Raw genomic sequence first — 22,437 nt, 5'->3', positions numbered from 1 at the left:
ATCGGGGGATCATGGCGACTTTCGGCACTCTCTCCGACCGGCTCACCGAGACCTTCCGCAACCTCCGCACCAAGGGCAAGCTCACGCCCGCGGACGTCGACGGCACGGTTCGCGAGATCCGGCGCGCGCTGCTGGACGCGGACGTCGCGCTTCCGGTCGTCAAGGACTTCACGGCGAAGGTGCGCGAGCGTGCACTGGGCGACGAGGTCAACCGCGCGCTGAACCCGGCGCAGCAGGTCGTGCAGATCGTCAACGAGGAGCTCATCGGCATCCTCGGCGGCCAGCAGCGGCGCCTGCAGTTCGCCAAGAACCCGCCCACGGTCATCATGCTCGCGGGGCTCCAGGGCTCGGGCAAGACGACATTCGCCGGCAAGCTCGCCAAGCAGCTCGAGAAGGACGGGCACACCCCGCTCCTGATCGCCGCCGACCTGCAGCGCCCGAACGCCGTCAACCAGCTGCAGGTGGTCGCCGAGCGCGCCGGCGCGGCCATCTACGCGCCCGAGCCCGGCAACGGCGTCGGCGACCCGGTGCGCGTCGCGCGCGAGGGCGTCGAGGTCGCCCGGCGTCAGCAGCACGACGTCGTCATCATCGACACCGCCGGCCGGCTGGGCGTGGACGCCGAGCTGATGAAGCAGGCGGCCGCCATCCGCAAGGCGACCGATCCTGACGAGGTGCTGTTCGTCATCGACGCGATGATCGGTCAGGATGCCGTCAACACGGCCAAGGCGTTCCAGGACGGCGTGGACTTCACCGGCGTCGTCCTGTCCAAGCTCGACGGCGACGCGCGCGGCGGTGCCGCGCTCTCTGTCGCCTCGGTGACCGGACGGCCGATCATCTACGCGTCGACCGGCGAGGGCCTGGACGACCTCGAGGCGTTCCATCCCGACCGCATGGCCTCGCGCATCCTCGACCTCGGCGACATCCTGACCCTCATCGAGCAGGCGCAGCAGGCGTTCGACGAGGCCGAAGCCCTCAAGGTCGCCGAGAAGCTCGCGAGCGAGACCTTCACGCTCGAGGACTTCCTCGAGCAGATGCAGCAGATGAAGAAGATGGGCTCCATGAAGAAGATGCTCGGGATGCTCCCGGGCATGGGGTCCATGAAGCAGCAGCTGGAGAACTTCGACGAGCGCGAGATCGACCGCACCGAGGCGATCATCCGGTCGATGACGCCGGGGGAGCGGCGCAACCCGAAGATCCTCAACGGCTCGCGGCGTCTTCGCATCGCCCGCGGATCGGGCATGACGGTGACCGATGTCAATCAGCTGGTGCAGCGCTTCGAGCAGGCCGCCAAGATGATGAAGACCGTCGCCCGCGGCGGCGTCCCGAACATCCCCGGCATGGGTCCGGTTCCCGGCGCCGGCCGGCCCGGCGCGTCGGCCAAGCGGGGCAAGCCGCAGAAGTCCAAGGGCTCGCGCTCGGGCAACCCGGCCAAGCGCGCGGCGGAGAACGCCGGGCTCGCCGCGCAGGCGTCGCAGGCGCCCACCGGTTCGGGGTTCGGGCTGGGTGCCGCGCAGGGCGCCCCCAGCGAAGCAGACCTCGCCGAGCTGCAGAAGCTCCTCGGCCGCGGCTGAGGCCCCGCGTTCGGCCGGTCGCCGTGGCGGCCGCTCAGCGCGCCGCCGAGAGCAGGTGCTCGCGCAGCGTCGGGCCCGAACGGAACTCGCCGACCAGGTGCCGGACGACCTCGCGCAGGTCGCCGTCTGCCGCGTCGGCCACCGCCAGCTGGCGCGCGTAGCTCGCCCCCTGCGTGAGGATCGTCTCGATGCCCTCGAGCTCGCGGGCGCACTTGAGCTCGACGGCGAGGTCGGCGACGTCGGCGAGCGTCTCCCGCAGGTGCTCGACCACGGGCACCTCCGTGCCGTGATGGTCGACGATGACCTTCGCGTCCAGGCCGTAGCGTGCCGCGCGCCATTTGTTCTCACGGACGAACCACGGCTGGATGGTCTGCAGCGGCATCCCCTCGTCCAGCATGCGGGAGAACCGCTCGACGAGCACCTGGATCAGCGCGGCGACGGCGGCCAGCTCCGGGAGCGTCGACATGCCGTCGCAGGCGCGCACCTCGATGGTGCCCCAGCGGGGCGCAGGGCGGATGTCCCAGCGCACCTCGGTCGGGTCGGCCATGACCCCGGTGCGGACCATATCGTCCATGTAGCCCTCGTACTCCGACCAGCTCTGCAGCGGCCACGGCAGGCCCGCGGTCGGCAGTTGCTGGAACACCAGCGCGCGGTTGGAGGCGTAGCCGGTGCGCTCGCCCGCCCAGAACGGGCTCGACGCCGAGAGCGCCTGGAGGTGAGGCAGGTACACCGCGAGCGCGTTGATGATGGGGAAGACCTTGTTGACGTCGTCGACGCCGACGTGCACGTGGATGCCCCAGATCATCATGTTGCGACCCCACCACTGGGTGCGCTCGATGAGCTTGTGATAGCGCGTCTTGTCGGTGACCGATTGGTCGTACCACTGCGCGAAGGGATGACTGCCCGCGCACAGCAGATCGATGCCCCGGGAGTCGGTGAACGTGCGCACCGCCGCGATGGCGTCGGCGATGTCGTCGACGGCCGCGGCGACCGTGCCGCCGACGCCGCTGGTGATCTCCACGGTGTTGGTGAGCAGCTCTCCGGTCACCGTGTAGCGCTCCAGCGAGCTGTCCTCCTCGAGCGAGGCGAGCACCTCCGGAGCCCGCGGCACCAGGTCGCCCGTCTCGGCGTCGGCGAGCATGAGTTCCCACTCCAGCCCGACCGAAGAACGGGAGGACGTCGCGAAGGTCAGCGTCATGGGCACAGTTTGACACGGGGCGCGCGGGGTCGGCGTGGTTCGCGACCTCGTCGGTCATCTGGCAGAATAGAGGGTCGGACCGGCCGCTCGACCCTCTATCCAGCGCGCCGACCCTCCTCTGAGCTCCCGCCGGGTGTGCACCCCACGCTCCAGGCGACTGGTTCGTTCGCTTCCCACACATTCAGGAGAATCGTGGCTGTCAAGATCCGTCTCAAGCGCCTCGGCAAGATCCGTGCGCCGTACTACCGCATCGTCGTGGCCGACTCGCGCACCAAGCGCGACGGCCGTGTGATCGAGGAGATCGGCAAGTACCACCCGACCGAGGAGCCCTCGTTCATCGAGGTCGATTCCGAGCGTGCGCAGTACTGGCTGAGCGTCGGCGCCCAGCCCACCGAGCAGGTGCGCGCGCTCCTCAAGCTGACCGGCGACTGGGGCGCCTTCAAGGGCGACAAGAACGCCGTCTCGACCGTGCGCACCAAGGAGGCCAAGGCCGACTTCGAGGTCGACGCGTCCAAGAAGTCGGTCATCAAGCCCAAGGCCGAGAAGAAGGCGGACGAGCCGGCACCGGCTCCCGCCGACGAGGCGACGGACGCGGCCGACGAGGCCGCCGAGTCCGCCGAGTAATCCGTTGCTGGCCGCCGCGCTCGAGCACGTCGTCAAGGGGATCGTCGATCACCCGGACGCCGTGCGCATCGACTCGTCCTCGTCGCCGCGGGGCGACGTGCTCGAGGTGCACGTCCACCCCGAGGACCGGGGTCGCGTGATCGGACGCGGCGGCCGCACGGCCAAAGCCCTGCGCACTCTGATCGCCGCGCTCGCCGACGGGCGCCGCGTGCGCGTCGACGTCGCGGACGATTGAGGTGACGGGCGAAGACAGGGCCGACCGGCCCACTGACCCGGCAGAGCCCGGGACGGAGAAGAGCCGTCCTGCGAAGGCCGCCGGCAAGGCGACCCCGCCGTCGGGCACGACCCAGCTGCGCGTCGGCCGCCTGGTGAAGGCCCACGGCCTCAAAGGCGCCATCAAGCTCGAGCTGTACACCGACGACCCGGAGGGGCGTTTCGCACCCGGCGCGACCTTCACGCTCCAGGTGCCGGAGTCCTCGCCGTGGCACGGCAAGCCGCTGACCGTCCGCGAGTTCAAGTGGATGAACAGCCACCCGGTCGCGTTCTTCGAGGGCGTCGAGGACCGTACGGCGGCCGAGCAGCTGATCCGCGCCATCCTGTGGATCGACGAGGACCCTCAGGCCGCCCCCGCCGAGGACGACGCGTGGTACGACCACCAGCTGGTGGGACTGGACGTCATCCGAGACGACGCCGTCGTGGGCCGTGTCGTCCGCGTCGATCATCTCCCGGCTCAGGATCTGCTCATCGTCCGACCGGTCTCGGCGACCGGGCCGGAGGAGGTGCTCGTTCCCTTCGTCAAGGCGATCGTGCCCGAGGTCGACGTGGCCGCGGGCCGCATCGTGGTGACACCGCCGGCCGGCCTGTTCGAAGAGGTCCCGTCCGACGACGAGGACCACGGCGAGTCGGGTCCACAGCCCGGCGACGACGCCTGAGTTCCGCACAGGAGCGCGCCACGTCCCGGCACGGACGGATGCCTAGACTCGAAGTCATGCGCGTCGACATCGTCACGATCTTCCCGACGTTCTTCGACGTGCTGGGCGTCTCGCTCATCGGCAAGGCCCGCGATCGCGGCATCCTCGACATGCACGTGCACGACCTGCGCAGCTGGACGCACGACCGGCACCGCACCGTCGACGACACGCCGTACGGCGGCGGCGCCGGCATGGTCATGAAGCCCGAGCCCTGGGGTGAGGCGCTGGACGAGGTGCTCACCGACGACGCGGTCCTGCTCGTGCCCTCGCCCGCGGGCGAGCTGTTCTCGCAGTCCCTGGCGCGCGAGCTCGCCTCGGAGTCGCACCTGGTGTTCGCATGCGGGCGCTACGAGGGCATCGACCAGCGCGTCGTGGATCACTACGCCGAGCGCGGACGCGTCCGCCTGGTGAGCCTCGGCGACTACGTGCTCAACGGCGGAGAGGTCGCCGCGATGGCGGTGATCGAGGCGGTGTCGCGCCTCATCCCGGGTGTCGTCGGCAACCCCGACAGCCTCGTGGAGGAGTCGCACGAGGAAGGGCTGCTGGAGTATCCCAGCTACACCAAGCCCGCGGTGTGGCGCGGGCACGAGGTGCCGGCGGTCCTGCTGAGCGGCAACCACGCCGCGATCGCCGCGTGGCGGCGCGAGCAGAGCATCGCGCGCACCCGCGCCGTGCGCCCCGATCTCCTTCCCGCCGACGAGACCGGCCGCGTGGAGGCCGAGCTCTGACCACGGCGCACGAGCGTCGGCCGACGAGCGGGCACTACATCACCACCACGCCCTGCGCCACCCCCAGCGGCAGGTTTTTCTCCCGGTTATCGTGAGGACCGCTGAACTACTGGGAGGTCGTCGTATGCAGGTGTGGCCAGGAGCGGCGTATCCGCTGGGAGCGACGTTCGACGGGAACGGGACCAACTTCGCGCTGTTCAGCGAAGGCGCCGAGCGCGTGGAACTGTGTCTCTTCGACGATGACAGGGCGGAGACGCGCATCGAGATGGTCGAGGTGGACGCCTTCGTCCACCACGCGTACGTCCCGAGCGTGCAGCCGGGGCAGCGTTACGGCTATCGGGTCCACGGCGAGTACGATCCGGCCTCGGGCAAGCGGTTCAACCCGGCGAAGCTGCTGCTCGACCCGTACGCCAAGGCGGTGGACGGCGAGGTCCGCTGGGGCCAGTCGGTGTTCGGGTACACCTTCGGCGACCCCGACTCGCGCAACGACGACGACTCGGCGGCCGACCAGATGCTCGGCGTCGTGGTCAACCCGTTCTTCGACTGGGCGGGGGACCGGCAGCCCAAGACGCCCTACGCCGAGACGCTGATCTACGAGGCGCACGTGCGGGGACTGACCCGCCGGCACCCCGGCATCCCGGAGGAGATCCGCGGCACGTACAGCGCCCTGGCGCACCCCGCGATCATCGACCATCTGCGAAAGCTCGGCGTCACCGCGATCGAGCTCATGCCCGTGCACCAGTTCGTCAACGACTCGATCCTGCAGGACAAGGGCCTGTCGAACTACTGGGGCTACAACACCATCGCGTTCTTCGCGCCGCACAACGGCTACGCCTCATCGGGACAGCGTGGTCAGCAGGTGCAGGAGTTCAAGGGCATGGTGAAGGCGCTCCACGCCGCGGGGATCGAGGTCATCCTCGACGTGGTCTACAACCACACCGCCGAAGGCAACCACCTGGGCCCGACGCTGTCGATGAAGGGCATCGACAACGAGGCGTACTACCGGCTCGAGGAGGACAAGCGGTACTACACCGACTACACCGGAACCGGGAACAGCCTCAACGTGGGCAACCCCCACACCCTGCAGCTGATCATGGACTCGCTGCGCTACTGGGTGCTGGAGATGCACGTCGACGGCTTCCGCTTCGACCTCGCCTCCACACTGGCGCGCGAGTTCTACGAGGTCGACCGCCTGGCGACGTTCTTCGAACTGGTGCAGCAGGATCCGGTGGTCTCCCAGGTCAAGCTCATCGCCGAGCCGTGGGACGTCGGCCCCGGCGGCTACCAGGTCGGCAACTTCCCCCCGCAGTGGACGGAGTGGAACGGCAAGTACCGCGACACCGTCCGGGACTTCTGGCGGGGCGAGCCGGCGACCCTCGGCGAGTTCGCCTCGCGGCTGACCGGTTCGTCGGATCTCTACGAGCACTCCGGGCGCCGGCCGGTGGCCTCGGTCAACTTCGTCACCGCCCACGACGGCTTCACGCTGCGGGACCTGGTGTCGTACAACGACAAGCACAACGAGGCCAACGGCGAAGAGGGCAGGGACGGCGCCGACGACAACAGGTCGTGGAACTGCGGCGTCGAAGGACCCACCGACGACCCCGAGGTGCTGACGCTCCGCGCACGCCAGCAGCGGAACTTCATCGCGACCCTGCTGCTGTCGCAGGGCATCCCGATGCTCTCGCACGGCGATGAGCTCGGACGCACCCAGAACGGCAACAACAACGGCTACGCCCAGGACAACGAGACGACATGGGTGGACTGGGATGCCGTCGACCAGCCCCTCGTGGAGTTCACCGCGGCGCTGGCACGGCTGCGCCGTCAGCATCCCACCTTCCGCCGGCGCCGCTTCTTCGACGGCAGGCCGGTGCGCCGCGAGGAGGGCGCGCCGCTGCCCGACATCGCATGGGTGCGTCCCGACGGTTCGCAGATGCAGCCGGAGGACTGGGGCTCGGGCTTCGGACGCGCGGTGGGCGTGTTCCTCAACGGCGACGGCATCCGCGAGCGCGACCGCCGGGGCGAGCCGATCTCGGATGCCCACTTCCTGGTGCTGTTCAACGCGGGCGACGAGCCTGTGGACTTCACGATCCCCGCGGTGGAGTTCGGCCCCGAATGGGACGTCGTGGTCGACACCGCCGGCGAGCAGGTCGAGTCCGGGCCGCTGAGCCCGGGCGACACCGTGGCGCTGCAGGCCCGATCCCTCGCCGTCCTGCGCGAGCACGAGGAGCCCGAGGACGAGGTGGACCACTCCGTCGCCGCCTCCCTGGCGGCATCCACGGCGAGCGAGCCGGTCACCGGCGCGGCGCCTCACCCCGAGCTCGGACACTGACGGGGGAGTGATGGCCGACCTCGAGCGCCCGCGTTCCACCTACCGCCTTCAGATTCGCTCCTCATTCACGCTGGACGACGCCGCCGGCCTCGCCGACTACCTCGCGGCGCTCGGCGTGGACTGGGCGTACCTGTCGCCGCTGCTGACCGCTGCGTCGGGCTCGGATCACGGCTACGACGTGACCGACCCCACGACGGTCGACCCCGCGCGTGGTGGCGAGGAGGGCCTGCGCCGGGCGGCGCGCGCCTTCCACCAGGCGGGGCTCGGCGTGCTCGTGGACATCGTCCCCAACCACGTCGGCGTCGCCCGGCCCGAGGAGAACGCCTGGTGGTGGGACGTGCTGCGAAACGGCCGCGCCTCCGCGTTCGCAGACTACTTCGACATCGACTGGTCGGCGGCCGGCGGTCGGCTGCGCATCCCCGTGCTCGGCGAGACGCTGGAGGATGCCGCCGCGTCGGGGGTGCTGCGCATCGAGGGCGACGAACTGCGCTATCACGACCATCGCTACCCGCTGGCCCCCGGCACCGCCGACGGCGCCGACGTCCTCGCGGTGCACGACCGGCAGCACTACGAGCTGATGGACTGGCGTCGCGAATCGTGGGACTTGAACTATCGGAGGTTCTTCGGCGTCTCGTCCCTCGCCGCCGTCCGCGTCGAGGATCCGGACGTCTTCGACGCCACCCACGCGGAGATCCTCCGCTGGGTGGGCGAGGGGCTGGTCGACGGCCTGCGCGTGGACCATCCCGACGGCCTGCGGCTGCCCGGCGAGTACCTCGCGCGTCTGGCGGAGCGGACCGGGCGCGCGTACGTGCTCGTCGAGAAGATCCTCGAGCGCGGCGAGGCGCTGCCGCCGTTCTTCGCCACCGCCGGCACCACCGGGTACGACGCGCTGGCCGAGATCGATCGCGCCTTCGTCGATCCGGCCGGAGAGGAGCCGCTCGACGCCCTGGACGACCGGCTGCGATCGGCGACCGGGCTGCCGCCGCGACAGGGGTGGCACGAGCTCACCGTCGCGACGAAGCGGGGCATCGCGGACGGCATCCTGCAGTCCGAGGTCCGGCGCCTCGAGCGAGAGCTCGGGCTCGAGCGCACCGACGTGCGCGACGCCCTCGCCGAGCTGCTGGCGGAGTTCCCGGTGTACCGGTCGTACCTGCCGGCAGGCGCCGAGCACCTCCAGGCGGCGGCGCAGCGGGTCCGCGCGCGCCGCGACGACCTGGCCGGCGCGCTCGACGAGATCGTCCCGGTCCTGGCCGACCCCCGCAATCCCGCCGCCCTGCGGTTCCAGCAGACCAGCGGCATGGTGATGGCCAAGGGCGTGGAGGACACCGCGTTCTACCGCCACACCCGCCTGGGCACCCTCACCGAGGTCGGCGCGGACCCGTCGCAGTTCGCGCTCGAGCCGACGGAGTTCCACGAGGCCCAGGCGCGCCGGCAGGCGGAATGGCCCCACAGCATGACGACGCTCTCCACGCACGACACCAAGCGCGGCGAAGACGTCCGCGCCCGTCTTTCGGTGCTGTCGGAGATCCCGCAGCGGTGGGCCGACGTGCTCGAGGAGCTCACGGCGACCGCCTCCACCGGGCACGGTCCGTTCGACGCGCTGCTGTGGCAGGCGATCATCGGGGCATGGCCGGCGTCCCGGGAACGCCTGCACGCGTACGCCGAGAAGGCGGCGCGCGAGGCGGGCGACGCCACATCGTGGCTGGACCCGGACGACGCGTTCGAGGCGCGCATGCACGCGCTGGTCGACGCGGTCTTCGATGATCCCGACCTGGCTGCGCGCGTGGAGTCCTTCGTCGCGGAGATCGAAGCCGCGGGGTGGTCGAACAGCTTGGGCGCCAAAGCGCTGCAGCTGACCGGGCCCGGTGTGCCCGACGTGTACCAGGGAAGCGAGCTGTGGGAGCAGAGCCTCGTCGACCCCGACAACCGGCGGGAGGTCGACTTCACGCTCCGACGGCGGCTCCTCGAGCGGATCGACGCGGGCGAGCAGCCGCTGGTCGACCGCACGGGAGCTGCCAAGCTGCTCGTCACCGCGCGCACGCTCCGGCTGCGCCGTGACCGGCCCGAGCTGTTCCACCGCTACGCGCCCGCCGTCGTGGTGGGGCCCGCCGCCGACCACGCGATCGCGATCGACCGCGGCGGCGCGCTGGTGATCGCAACACGCCTGCCCGTCGCGCTCGCGCGTCGGGGATCGACTTCGGGAAACCCATGGGAGGACACGATGCTGCTGCGAGATGGCGGGGTGGTGACCGACGTGTACACGGGCCGCTCCTTCAAGGGCTCCGTGCGCCTGGCCGAGCTGCTGGACGTGTACCCGGTGGCGCTGCTCGTGGAGGGTGCGTCGTGATCCCGGCGGTGTGGGCTCCGCGCGCGGAACGGGTGCACCTGCGCGTCCCCGACCGGGGGGCGGACATCCCCATGTCGCCTCTCGACCGCGGTCACTGGCAGGCGGACGTCGAGCTGGCCGAGGGGGAGCGGTACGGCTTCGTCCTGGGCGACGCCTCGGACGCGCGCCCCGACCCCCGCTCGCTCCGGCAGCCCGACGGCGTCCACGGCCTCAGCGCCGTGTTCGACCTCCACGCCCACGGCTGGCAGGACCACGACTGGACGGGCCGGCAGCTGGCGGGCGGCGTGGTGTACGAGCTGCACGTGGGGAGCTTCACGCCGGAAGGCACCCTGGATGCCGCCGTCGAGCGCCTCGACCACCTGGTCGAGCTCGGGGTGGACTTCGTCGAGCTCCTGCCCGTCAACGGCTTCAACGGCGTGCACAACTGGGGCTACGACGGCGTGCTGTGGTACGCCGTCCACGAGGCGTACGGGGGGCCCGCCGCGTACCAGCGCTTCGTCGACGCGTGTCATCGCCGGGGCCTGGCCGTCATCCAGGACGTCGTCTACAACCACCTCGGACCCAGCGGCAACTACCTGCCGGAGTTCGGGCCGTATCTGCGCGATGCGGAGCGGAACACGTGGGGCTCGTCGGTCGATCTCGACCAGCCCGAGGTGAGGCAGTACATCGTCGACAACGCGCTGATGTGGCTGCGCGACTTCCACGTGGACGGGCTGCGGCTGGACGCCGTCCACGCGCTGAAGGATGACTCCGACACCCACATCCTGCAGGAGCTGGCCGAGCGGGTGGACGCGCTGAGCGCGCACGTCCGGCGGCCGCTCACGCTCATCGCCGAGTCCGACATGAACGACGCCCGCCTCATCACCGCCCGCGAGGCATCCGGCTACGGGCTCACCGCGCAGTGGAGCGACGACTACCACCACGCGCTCCACGTCGCCATCACCGGAGAGACGGAGGGGTACTACGCCGACTTCGAGCCGCTGGCGGCGCTGGTGAAGGCCTCCACCAAGGGGTTCTTCCACGACGGCACCTGGTCGAGCTTCCGGGAGCGTCACCATGGTCACCCCATCGATCCGCGCATTCCGATGTGGCGCCTGGTCGTGTTCGCGCAGGACCACGATCAGATCGGCAATCGCGCCGCCGGGGAGCGGCTGTCGCACCTCGTGGACGAGCGGGGGCTGGCCCTCGCCGCGGTGCTGACCGTGCTGGCGCCCTTCACCCCGATGCTGTTCATGGGGGAGGAGTGGGGCGCGTCCACACCCTGGCAGTTCTTCACCTCGCATCCCGAGCCCGAGCTGGGTGAGGCCACCGCTCGCGGGCGCGTGGAGGAGTTCGCCCGCATGGGGTGGGACGAGTCGACGGTGCCCGATCCTCAGGATCCGGAGACCTTCTCGCGATCGAAGCTGCGGTGGGACGAAGTCGCCGCGGAACCCCACGCCCGGCTGCTCGCGCTGTACCGGCGGCTCATCGGCCTGCGACGCGAGCTCGAGGTCTTCACCGATCCGGACTTCCGCACCGTCTCGGCGTCGGCGGACGAGGCCGCGCGCTGGTTCCGGATGCGGCGGGGCGACGTCGAGGTGCTCGCCAACTTCGGGGACCGGGACGTCGAGCTCGAGGTCGGCGTCGTCCCCGAGGTCCTCGTGACCACCGATCCCGCACTCGCGCTCACCGGCGAGCGGCTCGTCCTGCCGGCCCGGAGCGCCGCGGTGGTGCGGACCGCGGGGCGCTGATCAGTCGACGCCGAGCCAGGAGCGGTCGGTCAGGACGATCGGGCCGTCCTCGGTGATCGCGACCGTGTGCTCGGAGTGCGCGCCGCGGGAGCCGTCCACGGAGCGCAGGGTCCACCCGTCCGGGTCGGTGATCAGTTCATCGGTGTTCTGCAGGAACCACGGCTCGAGCGCCACCACGAGGCCCGGACGCAGCGGATAGCCCCGCCCGGCCTTGCCGTCGTTGGGCACGTGCGGGTCGCCGTGCATGATGCGACCGACCCCGTGGCCGCCGAAGTCGGTGTTGATCGAATACCCGTCGGCGCGGGCGACCTGCGCGATCGCGGCCGAGATGTCGCCGATGCGGTTGCCCACCGTCGCCGTCCCGATGGCGGCATCCAGCGCGCGCTGGGTCGTGTCGATGAGCGCCAGGTCCTCGTCGCGCGGGGTGCCCACGACGAACGAGATGGCGGAATCGGCGACCCAGCCGTCGATCGAGACGGCGAAGTCCAGCGACACCAGATCGCCGTCGCCCAGCGTGTAGTCGTGGGGGAGACCGTGCAGCACGGCGTCATTGACCGACGTGCAGATGACCTTGCCGAACGGGCGGGCCCCGAAGGACGGGTGGTAGTCGATGTAGCACGACTCGGCGCCGGCGCGGCGGATGAGCTCGTGCGCGCGGCGATCGATCGCGAGCAGGTTGGTGCCGACCTTCGTCTCCTCGCGCAGCGTCGCCAGGGTCTCGGCGACGAAGCGACCGGCCGGTTTCATCGCCTCGATCTCGGCGGGCGTGCGCAGCTCGATCATCGGTGTGTGTCCTTCCGCTGTCTCCGTCCATTCTGTCGGACCCGGTGCGGCGGTCCTGTGAGGATGCTCCGCACCGCTCGCGGGCGAGGGCCATCCGAAGGCCCGCGGCGTACCATCGAGGCATGTGGCTGCGTCGCGGATTCTTCGGCTGGCTCATCCCGGCCGCGTTCGTGCTGCCGCTGTGGCTGCTGATCGGCTGCGCCGTCACGGGCGCCGGCGGGTGGGCCTTCCTGTGGGTCCTCTTCATGGCGATCCCCGGCGTGCTCGTATGGCAGCTGCTGCTCACGCTGCTCAACCGCGCCCGTGCCACGGTGCGCGCGCACCGCGCAGTGTCGTGGTGGGACGTGGCGGGCTTCGCGACGTGGCACGCCCTGGTCGCGTCCCTCGGCTTCTTCGGAACGGCCTGGTGGGCGCCGGTCCTCGTGCTCGCGCTGATCGTCGGCGTCGCGCTGTTCTGGCTGCAGCTGTGGCAGCTGTGGCGTGAGGCCCGCCCCTCGCTGTCGCTGCGCCGCTTCCGGGCGGACGTGGGATCGATTCCCGCGCCCGGTGAGCCGAGCGCTCCCGCGCCGTCCGAGGTGTTCGTCGTCACCGAGGCGACGCGCCGCCGGCCCTGAGCCGTTTTGGCCGCCCGGGGCATCCATGGCAGAATGGGCGTTTGTGCCCTGACAGGTTCTGCCTCAGGGGAACCGGCCGATCGATCCCGATCCGGCGCTCTCGGGCACACCGTCCTTACCATCCTTCCCGCGGTCGACCTGTGGCGGCCGCAGAGAGAGACGATCATGCAGATCCTCGACGCCGTCGACGCGGCTTCGCTCCGCTCCGACATCCCCGACTTCGGCCCCGGCGACACCGTCAAGGTGCACGTGAACATCACCGAGGGCAACCGCTCCCGCATCCAGGTCTTCCAGGGCGTCGTGCTCGGTCGCTCCGGCGACGGCGTGCGCGAGACCTTCACCGTCCGCAAGATCAGCTTCCAGGTCGGCGTCGAGCGCACCTTCCCGGTGCACTCCCCGGTCATCGACCACATCGAGGTCGTGACCCGCGGTGACGTGCGTCGCGCGAAGCTGTACTACCTGCGCAACCTCCGCGGCAAGAAGGCCAAGATCAAGGAGAAGCGCGACAACTGACGCTTCCGTCGCGAGAGCCCCGAGCCGATCGGCCCGGGGCTCTCGCGCGTCCGGCGTGGCCGCGGCGCGCATGCCACCCGACCGCGCGCGGGCGGCGGGTCGCACCCGATATGTGCGACCCTTGAGGGCAGGGCTCGACGATGGCAGGCGAGCCGGTGAAGGACAGTGCATGACGACCGAGCAGTCGGCTTCCGCGGCGGCCACGCCCGCCACCCGTCGAGAGCGGAGCGGCAGCGCTCCGACCCGGCGGCGCGGCCTCCTCCTGCTGCTGCGGGATGTCATCGTCATCGTCCTCATCGCCGTCCTGGTGTCCTTTCTCGTCAAGACGTTCCTGGTGCGCTCGTTCTACATTCCGTCGGGATCGATGGAGGACACGCTCCACGTCAACGACCGGATCCTGGTCGACGAGATCACCCCGAGGTTCGGCGCCTACGAGCGCGGCGACATCGTGGTCTTCCAGGACCCGGGCGGATGGCTTCCCCCGAGCACCGCGCCGGCGCGGCCGCCCGTCGTCGAAGCGATCGAGTGGGTGCTCTCCCTGGTCGGTCTCGCGGCGCCCGACAGCGACGACCACCTCGTGAAGCGCATCATCGGCCTGCCCGGGGACCGGGTGGTGTGCTGCAACGCGATCGGCCAGGTCACCGTGAACGGCGTGCCGATCGACGAATCCGGCTACCTCAAGCTGCCCTCGGGTCAGACCGCGGCATCCGCGGACCCGTTCGACGTCGTGGTGCCCGAGGGGAGCCTCTGGGTGCTCGGCGACAACCGGTACCGCTCGAAGGACTCCCGCTACAACGTCGACCAGCCCGGCGAAGGGTTCGTGCCCATCGACAACGTCGTCGGGCGAGCCTTCCTGGTGACCTGGCCGCTGGACCGCTTCGGTCTGCTGGATTTCCACCACGAGGTCTTCACCGGCGTTCCCGAGCCCGATGCCGCCGCGGATGCCGGATCCCCCCGCCGAGATGGAGGTGGCGCGTCGCCATGACCGTCGCCGAGCCTCGGCTCACGCTCGAGCGGCGGCTCCTGCGTGAGCACGCGCTGGTGATCGCGTGCGACGAGGTGGGTCGCGGAGCCCTCGCCGGTCCGGTCGCCGTCGGCGCCGCCGTCATCGATCCGACCCGCTCGCGCAAGCGCATCCCTGCGGGCCTGCGCGACTCGAAGCTCGTGCCCGAGCCCCAGCGCGCCGACGTCGCGGCCCGCGCGGCATCCTGGGTGGCGGCCAGCGCCGTCGGCTGGGCGAGCTCGGCCGAGATCGACGAGATGGGCATCATGCGCGCCCTCGGTCTCGCCTCGCTCCGCGCGATCGCCGACCTGCGCGCGCACGGCGTCATCCCGGAAGAGGCGATCGTGATCCTCGACGGCAACTACGACTACATCACGCCGGCCGGCGGGGTGGGGCTGACCGTCCGGCCCGTGATCAAAGCCGATCGCGACTGCGCCTCCGCCGCCGCGGCGTCGGTCATCGCCAAGGTCGCCAGGGACTGCCTGATGACCGATCTGCATGAGCAGGTCCCCGCGTACGACTGGGCGCGGAACAAGGGCTACGCCAGCCCCGACCATCGCCAGGCCATCCGCATGCACGGGCTCAGCCCTCATCATCGAGCCTCGTGGTCGATCGCCGAGGCGCCGACGCTGTTCTGACGCCGACGCGGTCGGCAGCCGCTGTGAGCGAACCGGCGGTCGCGGGTCCCCGCGCCGCCCGTAGGATGGAGGCACCATGGACGACGACGTGTTCGAAGACTACGACCGTGAGCTCGAGCTCGCCCTGTACCGCGAGTACCGCGACGTCGTATCGCAGTTCCAGTACGTCATCGAGACCGAGCGGCGCTTCTACCTCGCCAACGAGGTGAACGTGGTCCGCCGGGACACCGAGCACGACTTCTACTTCGAGATCTCGATGTCTGACGTGTGGGTGTGGGACATCTACCGCGCCGACCGGTTCGTGAAGGCTGTCCGCGTCCTCACATTCAAGGACGTCAACGTCGAAGAGCTCTCGCGCCGGGACTTCCACCTGCCCGAGGAGCTGTCGCTCGACACCTGATCGCTCGCCGATCGCCCTTCCTCCACACCCGGGCGCCGGCAGCCGTTCCTCACGGATACCCCCCGGGTCCGGCGCGTGCGCCACTCCGCCGCGACACGATGCTGGCATGGCGGACAAGGACGTGGTGGGGCGGGCCGGCGAGGAGCGCGCAGCGCGGTACTTCCAGCAGCACGGCTTCGATGTGCTCGCGCGCAACTGGAGGTGCCGCTCGGGGGAGATCGATCTGGTCGTCGCCGACGAGGGCGCGGTCGTCATCGTCGAGGTCAAGACCCGGCGCGGCGAGGCCTTCGGTCACCCGTTCGAGGCGATCGACGCGCGCAAGCGCGCACGGCTGTGGCGTCTGGCCGCCGCATGGGTCACCGAGCACCGCGACAGCGTGCGGGGCCGCCGGCTGCGGATCGACGCGATCGGGCTGACCGGCGAGGACCCCGACACGGCCGTGCTCGAGCACCTCGTCGACGTGGAAGTGCCGTGACCATCGCGCGCACGTGGGGTGTCGCACTGGTCGGCGCCGAGGGTCAGTGCGTCGAGGTCGAGGCGGATCTGTCCAACCAGACCCCGGAGTTCCGCATCATCGGCCTGCCCGACAAGGCTCTCGCAGAGTCCGTGCAGCGGGTGCACAACGCGTGCGCCAACAGCGACGTGCCGCTCCCACGCCGCCGGCTGACGGTGAATCTCTCACCGGCGAGCCTGCCCAAGCAGGGCTCGGGGTTCGACGTCGCCATCGCTGTCGCGGCGCTGGGCACCGAGAGGAGGATGGACGCCGCCTCCGTGGCGTCGACGGTGCACGTGGGCGAGCTCGGGCTCGACGGCCGTCTGCGACCGGTTCCGGGCGTGCTGCCCGCGGTGGTGGCCGCTCGGCGTGCCGGGCACCGGCGCGTGGTCGTCCCGCACGCGAACGGTCCGGAGGCCGCGCTGGTGGAGGACGTCGAGGTGCTTCCTGCCGCCAATCTGGCGCAGGTCCTGGCCTGGCACGGTGCGGACGTCGAAGTGCCCGACGACGAGCCGATCGGGCTCGCCGACGATGAGGCCACCGCGATGGAGCGACTGGACCTCGCCGAAGTGATCGGCCAGCCGGACGCCGTCGAAGCGCTCATCGTGGCCGCCGCCGGCGGACACCACCTGCTGATGTGCGGGCCGCCGGGCGCGGGGAAGACGATGCTCGCGCGGCGCCTGCCAGGGATCCTCCCCGAGCTGGACGACCGGGCGGCGCTTCTGAGCGCCTCCATCCGCAGTCTCACGGGCGCGCGCGTGGTGGAACTCTCCCGCACGCCGCCGTTCGAGGCCCCGCACCACAGCGCCAGCGTCGCCGCGCTCGTCGGCGGCGGCTCGCGGGTGCTGCGACCCGGAGCGGTCGCGCGCGCGACCGAAGGGGTCCTCTTCCTGGACGAAGCGGGGGAGTTCCAGGCCAGCGCCCTCGATGCGCTCCGCCAGCCTCTCGAGACCGGCGCCATCACGATCCACCGCTCGGGCACGAGCGCGCAGTATCCGGCGAAGTTCCAACTTGTCCTTGCGACCAACCCCTGTCCCTGCGGCGACTACGGCATCCGCGGCGGAACGTGCACCTGTCCTCCCGCGGCGATCAGGCGCTACCTCGGGCGGCTCTCCGGCCCGCTGCTGGATCGCATGGACATCGAGATGACGCTCTCCCGCGTGTCGGTCGCCCAGCGGGGGGCGCCGGAGTCGGCCGTGTCGACCGACTCGGCGCGGGAGCGAGTGGCGGAGGCCCGCGCCCGTGCGGCGCAGCGTCTGGCCGGCACGTCGTGGCGCGTCAACGCCGATGTGCCGGGCACGTGGCTGCGGGAGGGACCGCGCGCGCCGGCGCCCGCGGTCCGCCGGCCCCTGGACGCGGCCCTGCATCGCGGGGCGCTGACGCTGCGCGGCTACGACCGCGTCCTCCGCGTCGCCTGGTCCCTGGCGGACCTGGACGGTCGGCCGCACTTGACCGCCGACCACATCGGCCGCGCGCTGTACCTGAAGAAGGGGCTGGCCCTGTGACCCGACTGGACCTCAGCCCCGCCACCGCGCGCGCCTCGCTGTCCCTGATGGAGGAGCCGCCCGCCGAGGACGACGCCGCCCTCGATCGATACGCGACCGTGGTGTGGTGCTCCCTCACGGAGCCCGGCGATGCCGCCGCCGGCGCGCTGGTGTCCATGCACGGGGCGGCGCGGGCCCTCGACATGCTGCTGCGTGACGTCGTTCCGCCCGGGATCGCGCACGAGGCCTTCGTCGCAGGGCGCAGACGCTGGCGGCCGCGGCTGACCGCCGCCGCCGTGACCGACGGGCTGCGCACCGCCGGCGCACGCGGGATCCGCCTCGTCACTCCGGGGGATCCCGAGTGGCCGCAGCAGCTGGCAGACCTGGACGTGCATCGTCCGCTGTGCCTGTGGGTCCGCGGCGACGCCGCCCTGCTGCGTCGGCTGCGGCCGTCGGTCGCGCTGGTGGGGGCACGCGCGGCCACGAGCTACGGCGACCACGTCGCGATGGAACTCGCCGCCGACCTCGCCGGCGGCGGGATCCCGGTGGTCTCCGGCGGCGCCTACGGCATCGACGGCGCCGCCCACCGCGCCGCGCTCGCTGTGGGCGGCGCCACCGTCGCGCTGCTGGCAGGCGGTGCGGACCGCGCCTACCCTGCGGGACACACGCGCCTCCTGGACGACATCGCCGCGAGCGGTGCCGTGGTCAGCGAGGTGCCGTGCGGGTCGGCGCCGACGAAGTGGCGCTTCCTGCAGCGCAATCGTGTGATCGCAGCCGTCTCGGATGCCACCGTGGTGGTGGAGGCCGGATGGCGCAGCGGCTCGCTGAACACGGCCGGCCACGCCGCCGCTCTCGCGCGGGGCCTGGGCGCCGTGCCGGGACCGGTCACCTCGGCGGCATCGGCGGGCACGCATCGCCTCCTGCGGGAGTACGGGGCGACGTGCATCACCAGCGCCCCCGACGTGCGCGAGCTGCTCGGACTCGCGGACGTCGGCGCCGTCGGCGACTCCGGTGGCGGCGCCGGGGCGCGCACGGACGACAGCACGCGCGTGCGTGACGCCCTCAGCACGCGTGCGTGGCGTCACGCGGAGGATGTCGCCCGCCGGGCGGGCTTGGCGACCGCCGACGCCGAAGCGATCCTCGGCCTGCTGCATCTGGAGGGCGCGGTGGTGCGCTCGCCGGAGGGATGGCGCCTGGCCGGGTCGACCGGGCGCGTGGGAGGGTGACGGCAATCGGCGCCGCGTCGGCGGACGTCGTCCTCACGGAGCGTCGCACCGCGAACCCACGTGCCGCGGCGCAAGCTTGCTGGGTGAGGATCGATCGCGCCGCCGAGGACTACGTCCGGCATCTCGCGGACGTGCGCCGCCTGTCGCCGGCCACGGTCCGCGCGTACCGGGCGGATCTGACGGGCCTCGCGGCATCCTGCGGCGACATCGACATCGCCGAGGTCGACCTCGAGCACCTGCGGGACTGGCTGTGGCACGCGGTGCGGCGCGGTGAGGCGCGATCCACGATCGCGCGGCGCACGGCCGCCGCGCGCGGATTCTTCTCGTGGGCCGCCGAGATGGGGCTCATCGGGCAGGATCCCAGCCTCCGGCTCGTCGCCCCCAAGCGGGGGCGCACCCTGCCGAAGGTGGCCACCGCCGACCTCCTGTCGAACGTGCTCGCCCGGCTCGCCGACGCCGCTTCCGAGGGCGACCCGCTGGCCCTGCGGGACCACGCGGTCCTCGAACTGCTGTACGGCGCCGCCGTGCGGGTGTCGGAGCTGTGCGGTCTGGACGTCGACGACGTCGATCGGGATCGCCGAACCGCTCGGGTGCTGGGGAAGGGGGCCAAGGAGCGCGTCGTCCCCTTCGGGCTCCCCGCGCAACGGGCACTGGACGCCTACCTCGTTCGGGGGCGGCCCGCCCTGCTGGCCCGTCGCGCCGATCCCAATCCCGAGCACGCCCTGTTCCTCGGTGCGCGCGGCGGGCGCATCGCCCCACGCGCGGTGTACACCGTCGTCTCGCGCGAGCTGGGGCCCGACCTCGGCGGGGCTGTCGGGCCGCATGCGCTGCGCCACTCCGCCGCCACCCACCTGCTCGACGGCGGCGCGGACCTGCGAGCCGTCCAGGAGATGCTCGGTCACGCGAGCCTGGGCACCACCCAGATCTACACCCACGTCTCCAGCGAGCGTCTGGCCGCGGCGTACCGGATCGCCCACCCCCGCGCGTGAGCCGCCGACGACGAACCCGCGCGTGACGAACTCGTCCGTCGGTGAAGCGCCCGGTCAGCAGCACGGCAGCAGCACGGCGCGCGGCACGTCGCCGACGAGCAGCATCGGATTGATGTACTCGCCGTGCAGCCGCACCCCGAAGTGCAGCGCCCCCGCGACGGCGTGCCCGCCCGTCGCCAGTGCTGCCACCGCTGCGCCCCTGCTCACCGCCGCCCCGGCGGGAAGATCCGAGGTGACCGGCTCCAAGGTCGTCACGAGGCCGTTCCCATGGTCGATCGTGAGGATGCCTCGCCCGGCGACCTGTCCCGAGAAGGCGACAGTGCCCGCTGCCGGGGCCCGGACCTGACCCTCGCCCGCGGGGGAGAGGTCGATACCGCGGTGCCCCGGACCGTACGGATGGGCAGGAGCGGCGAAGGGCCGCTCGATGCGGAACGCCTCGAGCGGCCAGAGCCATCGCTCCGGCGCCGGCGTGGCGACCCGGTGCGTCACGCTCGCCGCCGGGTTGCGGGCGTCGGAGGCCGAGGCGGGCACCGGGGCCGCCGTCGCCAGGAGGCACAGCGCGAGAACCGGTGCCATCCGGCGGTGTCGACGGCGCACGGGTTCGGTCTTGCGCATGCGATCGAGCATCGTCGCCGGTCGCGGCCCTGTGCGGCGGGTCGTGCGCCTCGGTGGACAAGCGCTCGCCGCGGCACGCGGGGGAGGAGGCCGTTCCTGTACACTGGATCCGCACTCCGCATGTCGGGGTGACTCCGCGTGCCCAGAGCGCGGCGAGCGTCCTCGACACCGCCGCGTGGCATCACGTCCCAACGGTCCCATCTCCTGATGGGCGGGCGTGTGCCGGACACCAGGCCCGCCGGCCGACCGCCGGCGAGAACAACCGCAAGCGGCGCACACGCGCCAGAACAGGAGAACGGCTATGGCCGTCGTCACGATTCGCCAGCTGCTCGACAGCGGCGTGCACTTCGGGCACCAGACCCGCCGGTGGAACCCGAAGGTCAAGCGCTTCATCCTCACGGAGCGCAGCGGCATTCACATCATCGACCTGCAGCAGTCGCTGTCGTACATCGACAAGGCGTACGAGTTCGTCAAGGAGACCGTCGCGCACGGCGGCACGATCCTCTTCGTCGGCACCAAGAAGCAGGCGCAGGAAGTCATCGCCGAGCAGGCGACGCGCGTGGGCCAGCCCTACGTGAACCAGCGTTGGCTGGGCGGCCTCCTGACCAACTTCTCCACGGTGTCCAAGCGCCTCGCGCGCATGAAGGAGCTCGAGGAGCTCAACTTCGACGACCCGGCTGCCAGCGGCTTCACCAAGAAGGAGCTGCTGCTGAAGAAGCGCGAGCTGGACAAGCTGCACAAGTCGCTCGGCGGTATCCGCAATCTGCAGAAGACGCCTTCGGCCATCTGGGTCGTCGACGCCAAGCGCGAGCACCTCGCCGTCGACGAGGCGTCCAAGCTCGGGATCCCGGTGATCGGCATCCTCGACACCAACGCCGACCCGGACGAGTTCCAGTACCCGATCCCCGGCAACGACGACGCGATCCGCTCGGTGAGCCTGCTCACCCGCATCATCGCCGACGCCGCTGCGGAGGGGCTCATCCAGCGCCACCAGCCCACCGACGAGTCGGCTGACGCCGAGCCGCTGGCGGACTGGGAGCGCGAGCTGCTCGAGCAGGGCGCGCCGGTCGAGACCGACGTCGCCGCGGTCGAGACCGCTGCCACCGAGTCGGACGACGACGTCGCCGCCGCCGAGACCGCCGAGGCCGCTCCGGCTGAGGCCGAGGCCGCCCCGGCCGAGTAAGCCTCCGAGAACTCCGCCTCGGCGGGATCGCAGAGCCTCAGGGCTCCGCGGTCCCGCCGAGGCATCCACGAGAACTGCAACCAACCAAGGAGCCGCCACCCATGGCAAACTTCACGATCGCCGACATCAAGACGCTGCGCGAGCAGCTCGGTACCGGCATGGTCGACACCAAGAAGGCGCTCGAGGAGGCCGACGGCGACCTCGAGAAGGCTGTCGAGATCCTGCGTCTGAAGGGCGCGAAGGGCAACGCCAAGCGTGCCGACCGCTCCACCAGCGAGGGCCTGGTCGCCGCCAAGGAGTTCGATGGCAAGGTCACCATCATCGAGCTGAACACCGAGACCGACTTCGTCGCCAAGAACGAGCGCTTCATCGCGCTGGCCGACAAGGTGCTCGATGCCGCAGCGGCCGCCGGCGCCGACTCGGCCGAGGCCGCCCTGGCCGCCCCCGCGGGCGACCAGAGCGTCGCCGAGCTCATCTCGGACGAGGCCGCCATCATCGGCGAGAAGGTCGAGCTTCGTCGCGTCCGCACGCTCGTGGGCGACAAGTTCGAGATCTACCTCCATAAGACCAGCAAGGACCTGCCCCCGCAGGTCGGCGTGGTGCTGGCGTACACGGGTGAGGACGCCGAGACGGCGCGCAGCCTCGCGCAGCACATCTCGTTCGCCAACCCGACGTACCTCTCGCGCGACGAGGTCCCCGAGGCCGAGGTCGAGAAGGAGCGCGAGATCGTCACCGAGATCTCCCGCAACGAGGGCAAGCCGGAAGCGGCGCTGCCGAAGATCGTCGAGGGCCGTGTCAACGCGTTCTTCAAGCAGGTCGCGCTCCTGGACCAGGACTACGCGCGCGACAACAAGCTGTCGGTCGCGCAGGTCGCCAAGGACGCCGGGCTCGCCCTCACCGGGTTCGCCCGCTTCAAGGTCGGCGCGTAACGTCATGAGAAGGCCCGCATCGCCAGTCGGTGCGGGCCTTTTCTCATGCCCTTTTCGGTAGTTTGTCGT

At 71.2% G+C, this 22,437-nt stretch carries 22 protein-coding genes; 19 read left to right on the top strand and 3 right to left on the bottom strand.

The genetic code is table 11. The features are described 5' to 3' along the window. The first annotated feature begins 11 nt into the window (after positions 1 to 11). Entirely contained in the window at positions 12 to 1,571 is a 1,560-nt protein-coding gene (gene ffh, locus AC5RVZ_RS16395; RefSeq protein ID WP_494066826.1) for a signal recognition particle protein, read from the top strand. Between the two features lie 34 nt (positions 1,572 to 1,605). On the opposite strand, the gene AC5RVZ_RS16390 is transcribed toward ffh, so the two are convergent. Then, positions 1,606 to 2,769, bottom strand: a complete 1,164-nt coding sequence (locus AC5RVZ_RS16390; RefSeq protein WP_494066825.1) for a glutamate--cysteine ligase — start codon at positions 2,767 to 2,769, stop codon at positions 1,606 to 1,608. 192 nt (positions 2,770 to 2,961) lie between these two features. On the opposite strand from AC5RVZ_RS16390, the gene rpsP reads away from it, so the two are divergent. The 7 genes from rpsP (at position 2,962) to treZ (ending at position 11,498) form a co-directional block, all read left to right on the top strand. Beyond that, the gene (gene rpsP, locus AC5RVZ_RS16385; protein ID WP_494066824.1) at positions 2,962 to 3,393 is read left to right on the top strand and encodes a 30S ribosomal protein S16; all 432 of its coding nucleotides are present in this window, start codon (positions 2,962 to 2,964) and stop codon (positions 3,391 to 3,393) included. A 4-nt stretch (positions 3,394 to 3,397) separates the two neighbouring features. Continuing rightward, positions 3,398 to 3,628: an RNA-binding protein gene (locus AC5RVZ_RS16380; protein WP_494066823.1), complete on the top strand. Its 231-nt coding sequence runs from the start codon at positions 3,398 to 3,400 to the stop codon at positions 3,626 to 3,628. A gap of 115 nt (positions 3,629 to 3,743) precedes the next feature. Further along, entirely contained in the window at positions 3,744 to 4,325 is a 582-nt protein-coding gene (gene rimM, locus AC5RVZ_RS16375) for a ribosome maturation factor RimM (protein ID WP_494066999.1), read from the top strand. Between the two features lie 56 nt (positions 4,326 to 4,381). After that, positions 4,382 to 5,092, top strand: coding sequence for a tRNA (guanosine(37)-N1)-methyltransferase TrmD (gene trmD, locus AC5RVZ_RS16370; RefSeq protein WP_494066822.1), 711 nt, complete (start codon positions 4,382 to 4,384; stop codon positions 5,090 to 5,092). Positions 5,093 to 5,216: 124 nt separating this feature from the next. Beyond that, positions 5,217 to 7,421, top strand: coding sequence for a glycogen debranching protein GlgX (gene glgX / locus AC5RVZ_RS16365; protein ID WP_494066821.1), 2,205 nt, complete (start codon positions 5,217 to 5,219; stop codon positions 7,419 to 7,421). 10 nt (positions 7,422 to 7,431) lie between these two features. Beyond that, a complete protein-coding gene (treY, locus tag AC5RVZ_RS16360; protein ID WP_494066820.1) occupies positions 7,432 to 9,768 on the top strand; it encodes a malto-oligosyltrehalose synthase in 2,337 nt (778 codons plus the stop codon). After that, positions 9,765 to 11,498 (top strand): malto-oligosyltrehalose trehalohydrolase, encoded by a 1,734-nt coding sequence (gene treZ, locus AC5RVZ_RS16355; protein ID WP_494066819.1) that lies wholly within the window; start codon positions 9,765 to 9,767, stop codon positions 11,496 to 11,498. The genes treY and treZ overlap by 4 nt, the downstream gene beginning before the upstream one ends. On the opposite strand, the gene map is transcribed toward treZ, so the two are convergent. Continuing rightward, positions 11,499 to 12,281 (bottom strand): type I methionyl aminopeptidase, encoded by a 783-nt coding sequence (gene map, locus AC5RVZ_RS16350; RefSeq protein WP_494066818.1) that lies wholly within the window; start codon positions 12,279 to 12,281, stop codon positions 11,499 to 11,501. It lies immediately after the preceding gene. Between the two features lie 122 nt (positions 12,282 to 12,403). Between map and AC5RVZ_RS16345 the strand changes: the two genes are divergently transcribed. From AC5RVZ_RS16345 to AC5RVZ_RS16305, 9 genes are all read left to right on the top strand, one after another. Next, positions 12,404 to 12,895, top strand: coding sequence for an MFS transporter permease (locus AC5RVZ_RS16345; RefSeq protein ID WP_494066817.1), 492 nt, complete (start codon positions 12,404 to 12,406; stop codon positions 12,893 to 12,895). Positions 12,896 to 13,060: 165 nt separating this feature from the next. Further along, positions 13,061 to 13,408: a 50S ribosomal protein L19 gene (rplS, locus tag AC5RVZ_RS16340; protein WP_194411405.1), complete on the top strand. Its 348-nt coding sequence runs from the start codon at positions 13,061 to 13,063 to the stop codon at positions 13,406 to 13,408. A gap of 169 nt (positions 13,409 to 13,577) precedes the next feature. After that, positions 13,578 to 14,393 (top strand): signal peptidase I, encoded by an 816-nt coding sequence (gene lepB / locus AC5RVZ_RS16335; RefSeq protein WP_494066816.1) that lies wholly within the window; start codon positions 13,578 to 13,580, stop codon positions 14,391 to 14,393. After that, positions 14,390 to 15,049: a ribonuclease HII gene (gene rnhB, locus AC5RVZ_RS16330; protein ID WP_494066815.1), complete on the top strand. Its 660-nt coding sequence runs from the start codon at positions 14,390 to 14,392 to the stop codon at positions 15,047 to 15,049. Before lepB ends, rnhB begins: the two co-directional genes overlap by 4 nt. 76 nt (positions 15,050 to 15,125) lie before the next feature. Further along, entirely contained in the window at positions 15,126 to 15,449 is a 324-nt protein-coding gene (locus tag AC5RVZ_RS16325; RefSeq protein WP_127818250.1) for a DUF2469 family protein, read from the top strand. Between the two features lie 106 nt (positions 15,450 to 15,555). Further along, on the top strand, positions 15,556 to 15,924 hold the full coding sequence (locus AC5RVZ_RS16320; RefSeq protein ID WP_494066814.1) for a YraN family protein: 369 nt from the start codon (positions 15,556 to 15,558) through the stop codon (positions 15,922 to 15,924). After that, complete coding sequence (locus AC5RVZ_RS16315) at positions 15,921 to 17,447, top strand: YifB family Mg chelatase-like AAA ATPase (RefSeq protein ID WP_494066813.1); 1,527 nt, start codon at positions 15,921 to 15,923, stop codon at positions 17,445 to 17,447. Before AC5RVZ_RS16320 ends, AC5RVZ_RS16315 begins: the two co-directional genes overlap by 4 nt. Next, a complete protein-coding gene (gene dprA / locus AC5RVZ_RS16310) occupies positions 17,444 to 18,652 on the top strand; it encodes a DNA-processing protein DprA (protein WP_494066812.1) in 1,209 nt (402 codons plus the stop codon). Before AC5RVZ_RS16315 ends, dprA begins: the two co-directional genes overlap by 4 nt. Positions 18,653 to 18,735: 83 nt before the next feature. Continuing rightward, on the top strand, positions 18,736 to 19,641 hold the full coding sequence (locus AC5RVZ_RS16305; protein WP_494066811.1) for a tyrosine recombinase XerC: 906 nt from the start codon (positions 18,736 to 18,738) through the stop codon (positions 19,639 to 19,641). Positions 19,642 to 19,695: 54 nt separating this feature from the next. Here AC5RVZ_RS16305 and AC5RVZ_RS16300 read toward each other — a convergent pair whose 3' ends face one another. Beyond that, positions 19,696 to 20,256, bottom strand: a complete 561-nt coding sequence (locus AC5RVZ_RS16300; protein ID WP_494066810.1) for a murein hydrolase activator EnvC family protein — start codon at positions 20,254 to 20,256, stop codon at positions 19,696 to 19,698. 301 nt (positions 20,257 to 20,557) lie between these two features. Here AC5RVZ_RS16300 and rpsB point away from each other — a divergent pair, with 301 nt between their 5' ends. Together rpsB and tsf are read left to right on the top strand one after the other, a co-directional pair. Then, complete coding sequence (rpsB, locus tag AC5RVZ_RS16295) at positions 20,558 to 21,439, top strand: 30S ribosomal protein S2 (protein WP_494066809.1); 882 nt, start codon at positions 20,558 to 20,560, stop codon at positions 21,437 to 21,439. 101 nt (positions 21,440 to 21,540) lie between these two features. After that, entirely contained in the window at positions 21,541 to 22,368 is an 828-nt protein-coding gene (gene tsf / locus AC5RVZ_RS16290; protein ID WP_494066808.1) for a translation elongation factor Ts, read from the top strand. Positions 22,369 to 22,437: the final 69 nt, after the last annotated feature.

It is taken from the genome of Arthrobacter sp. Cza30 (assembly GCF_059090765.1).
Note: the sequence above shows the minus strand (reverse complement) of the source record. Positions and strands in the feature narration are given on the sequence as shown.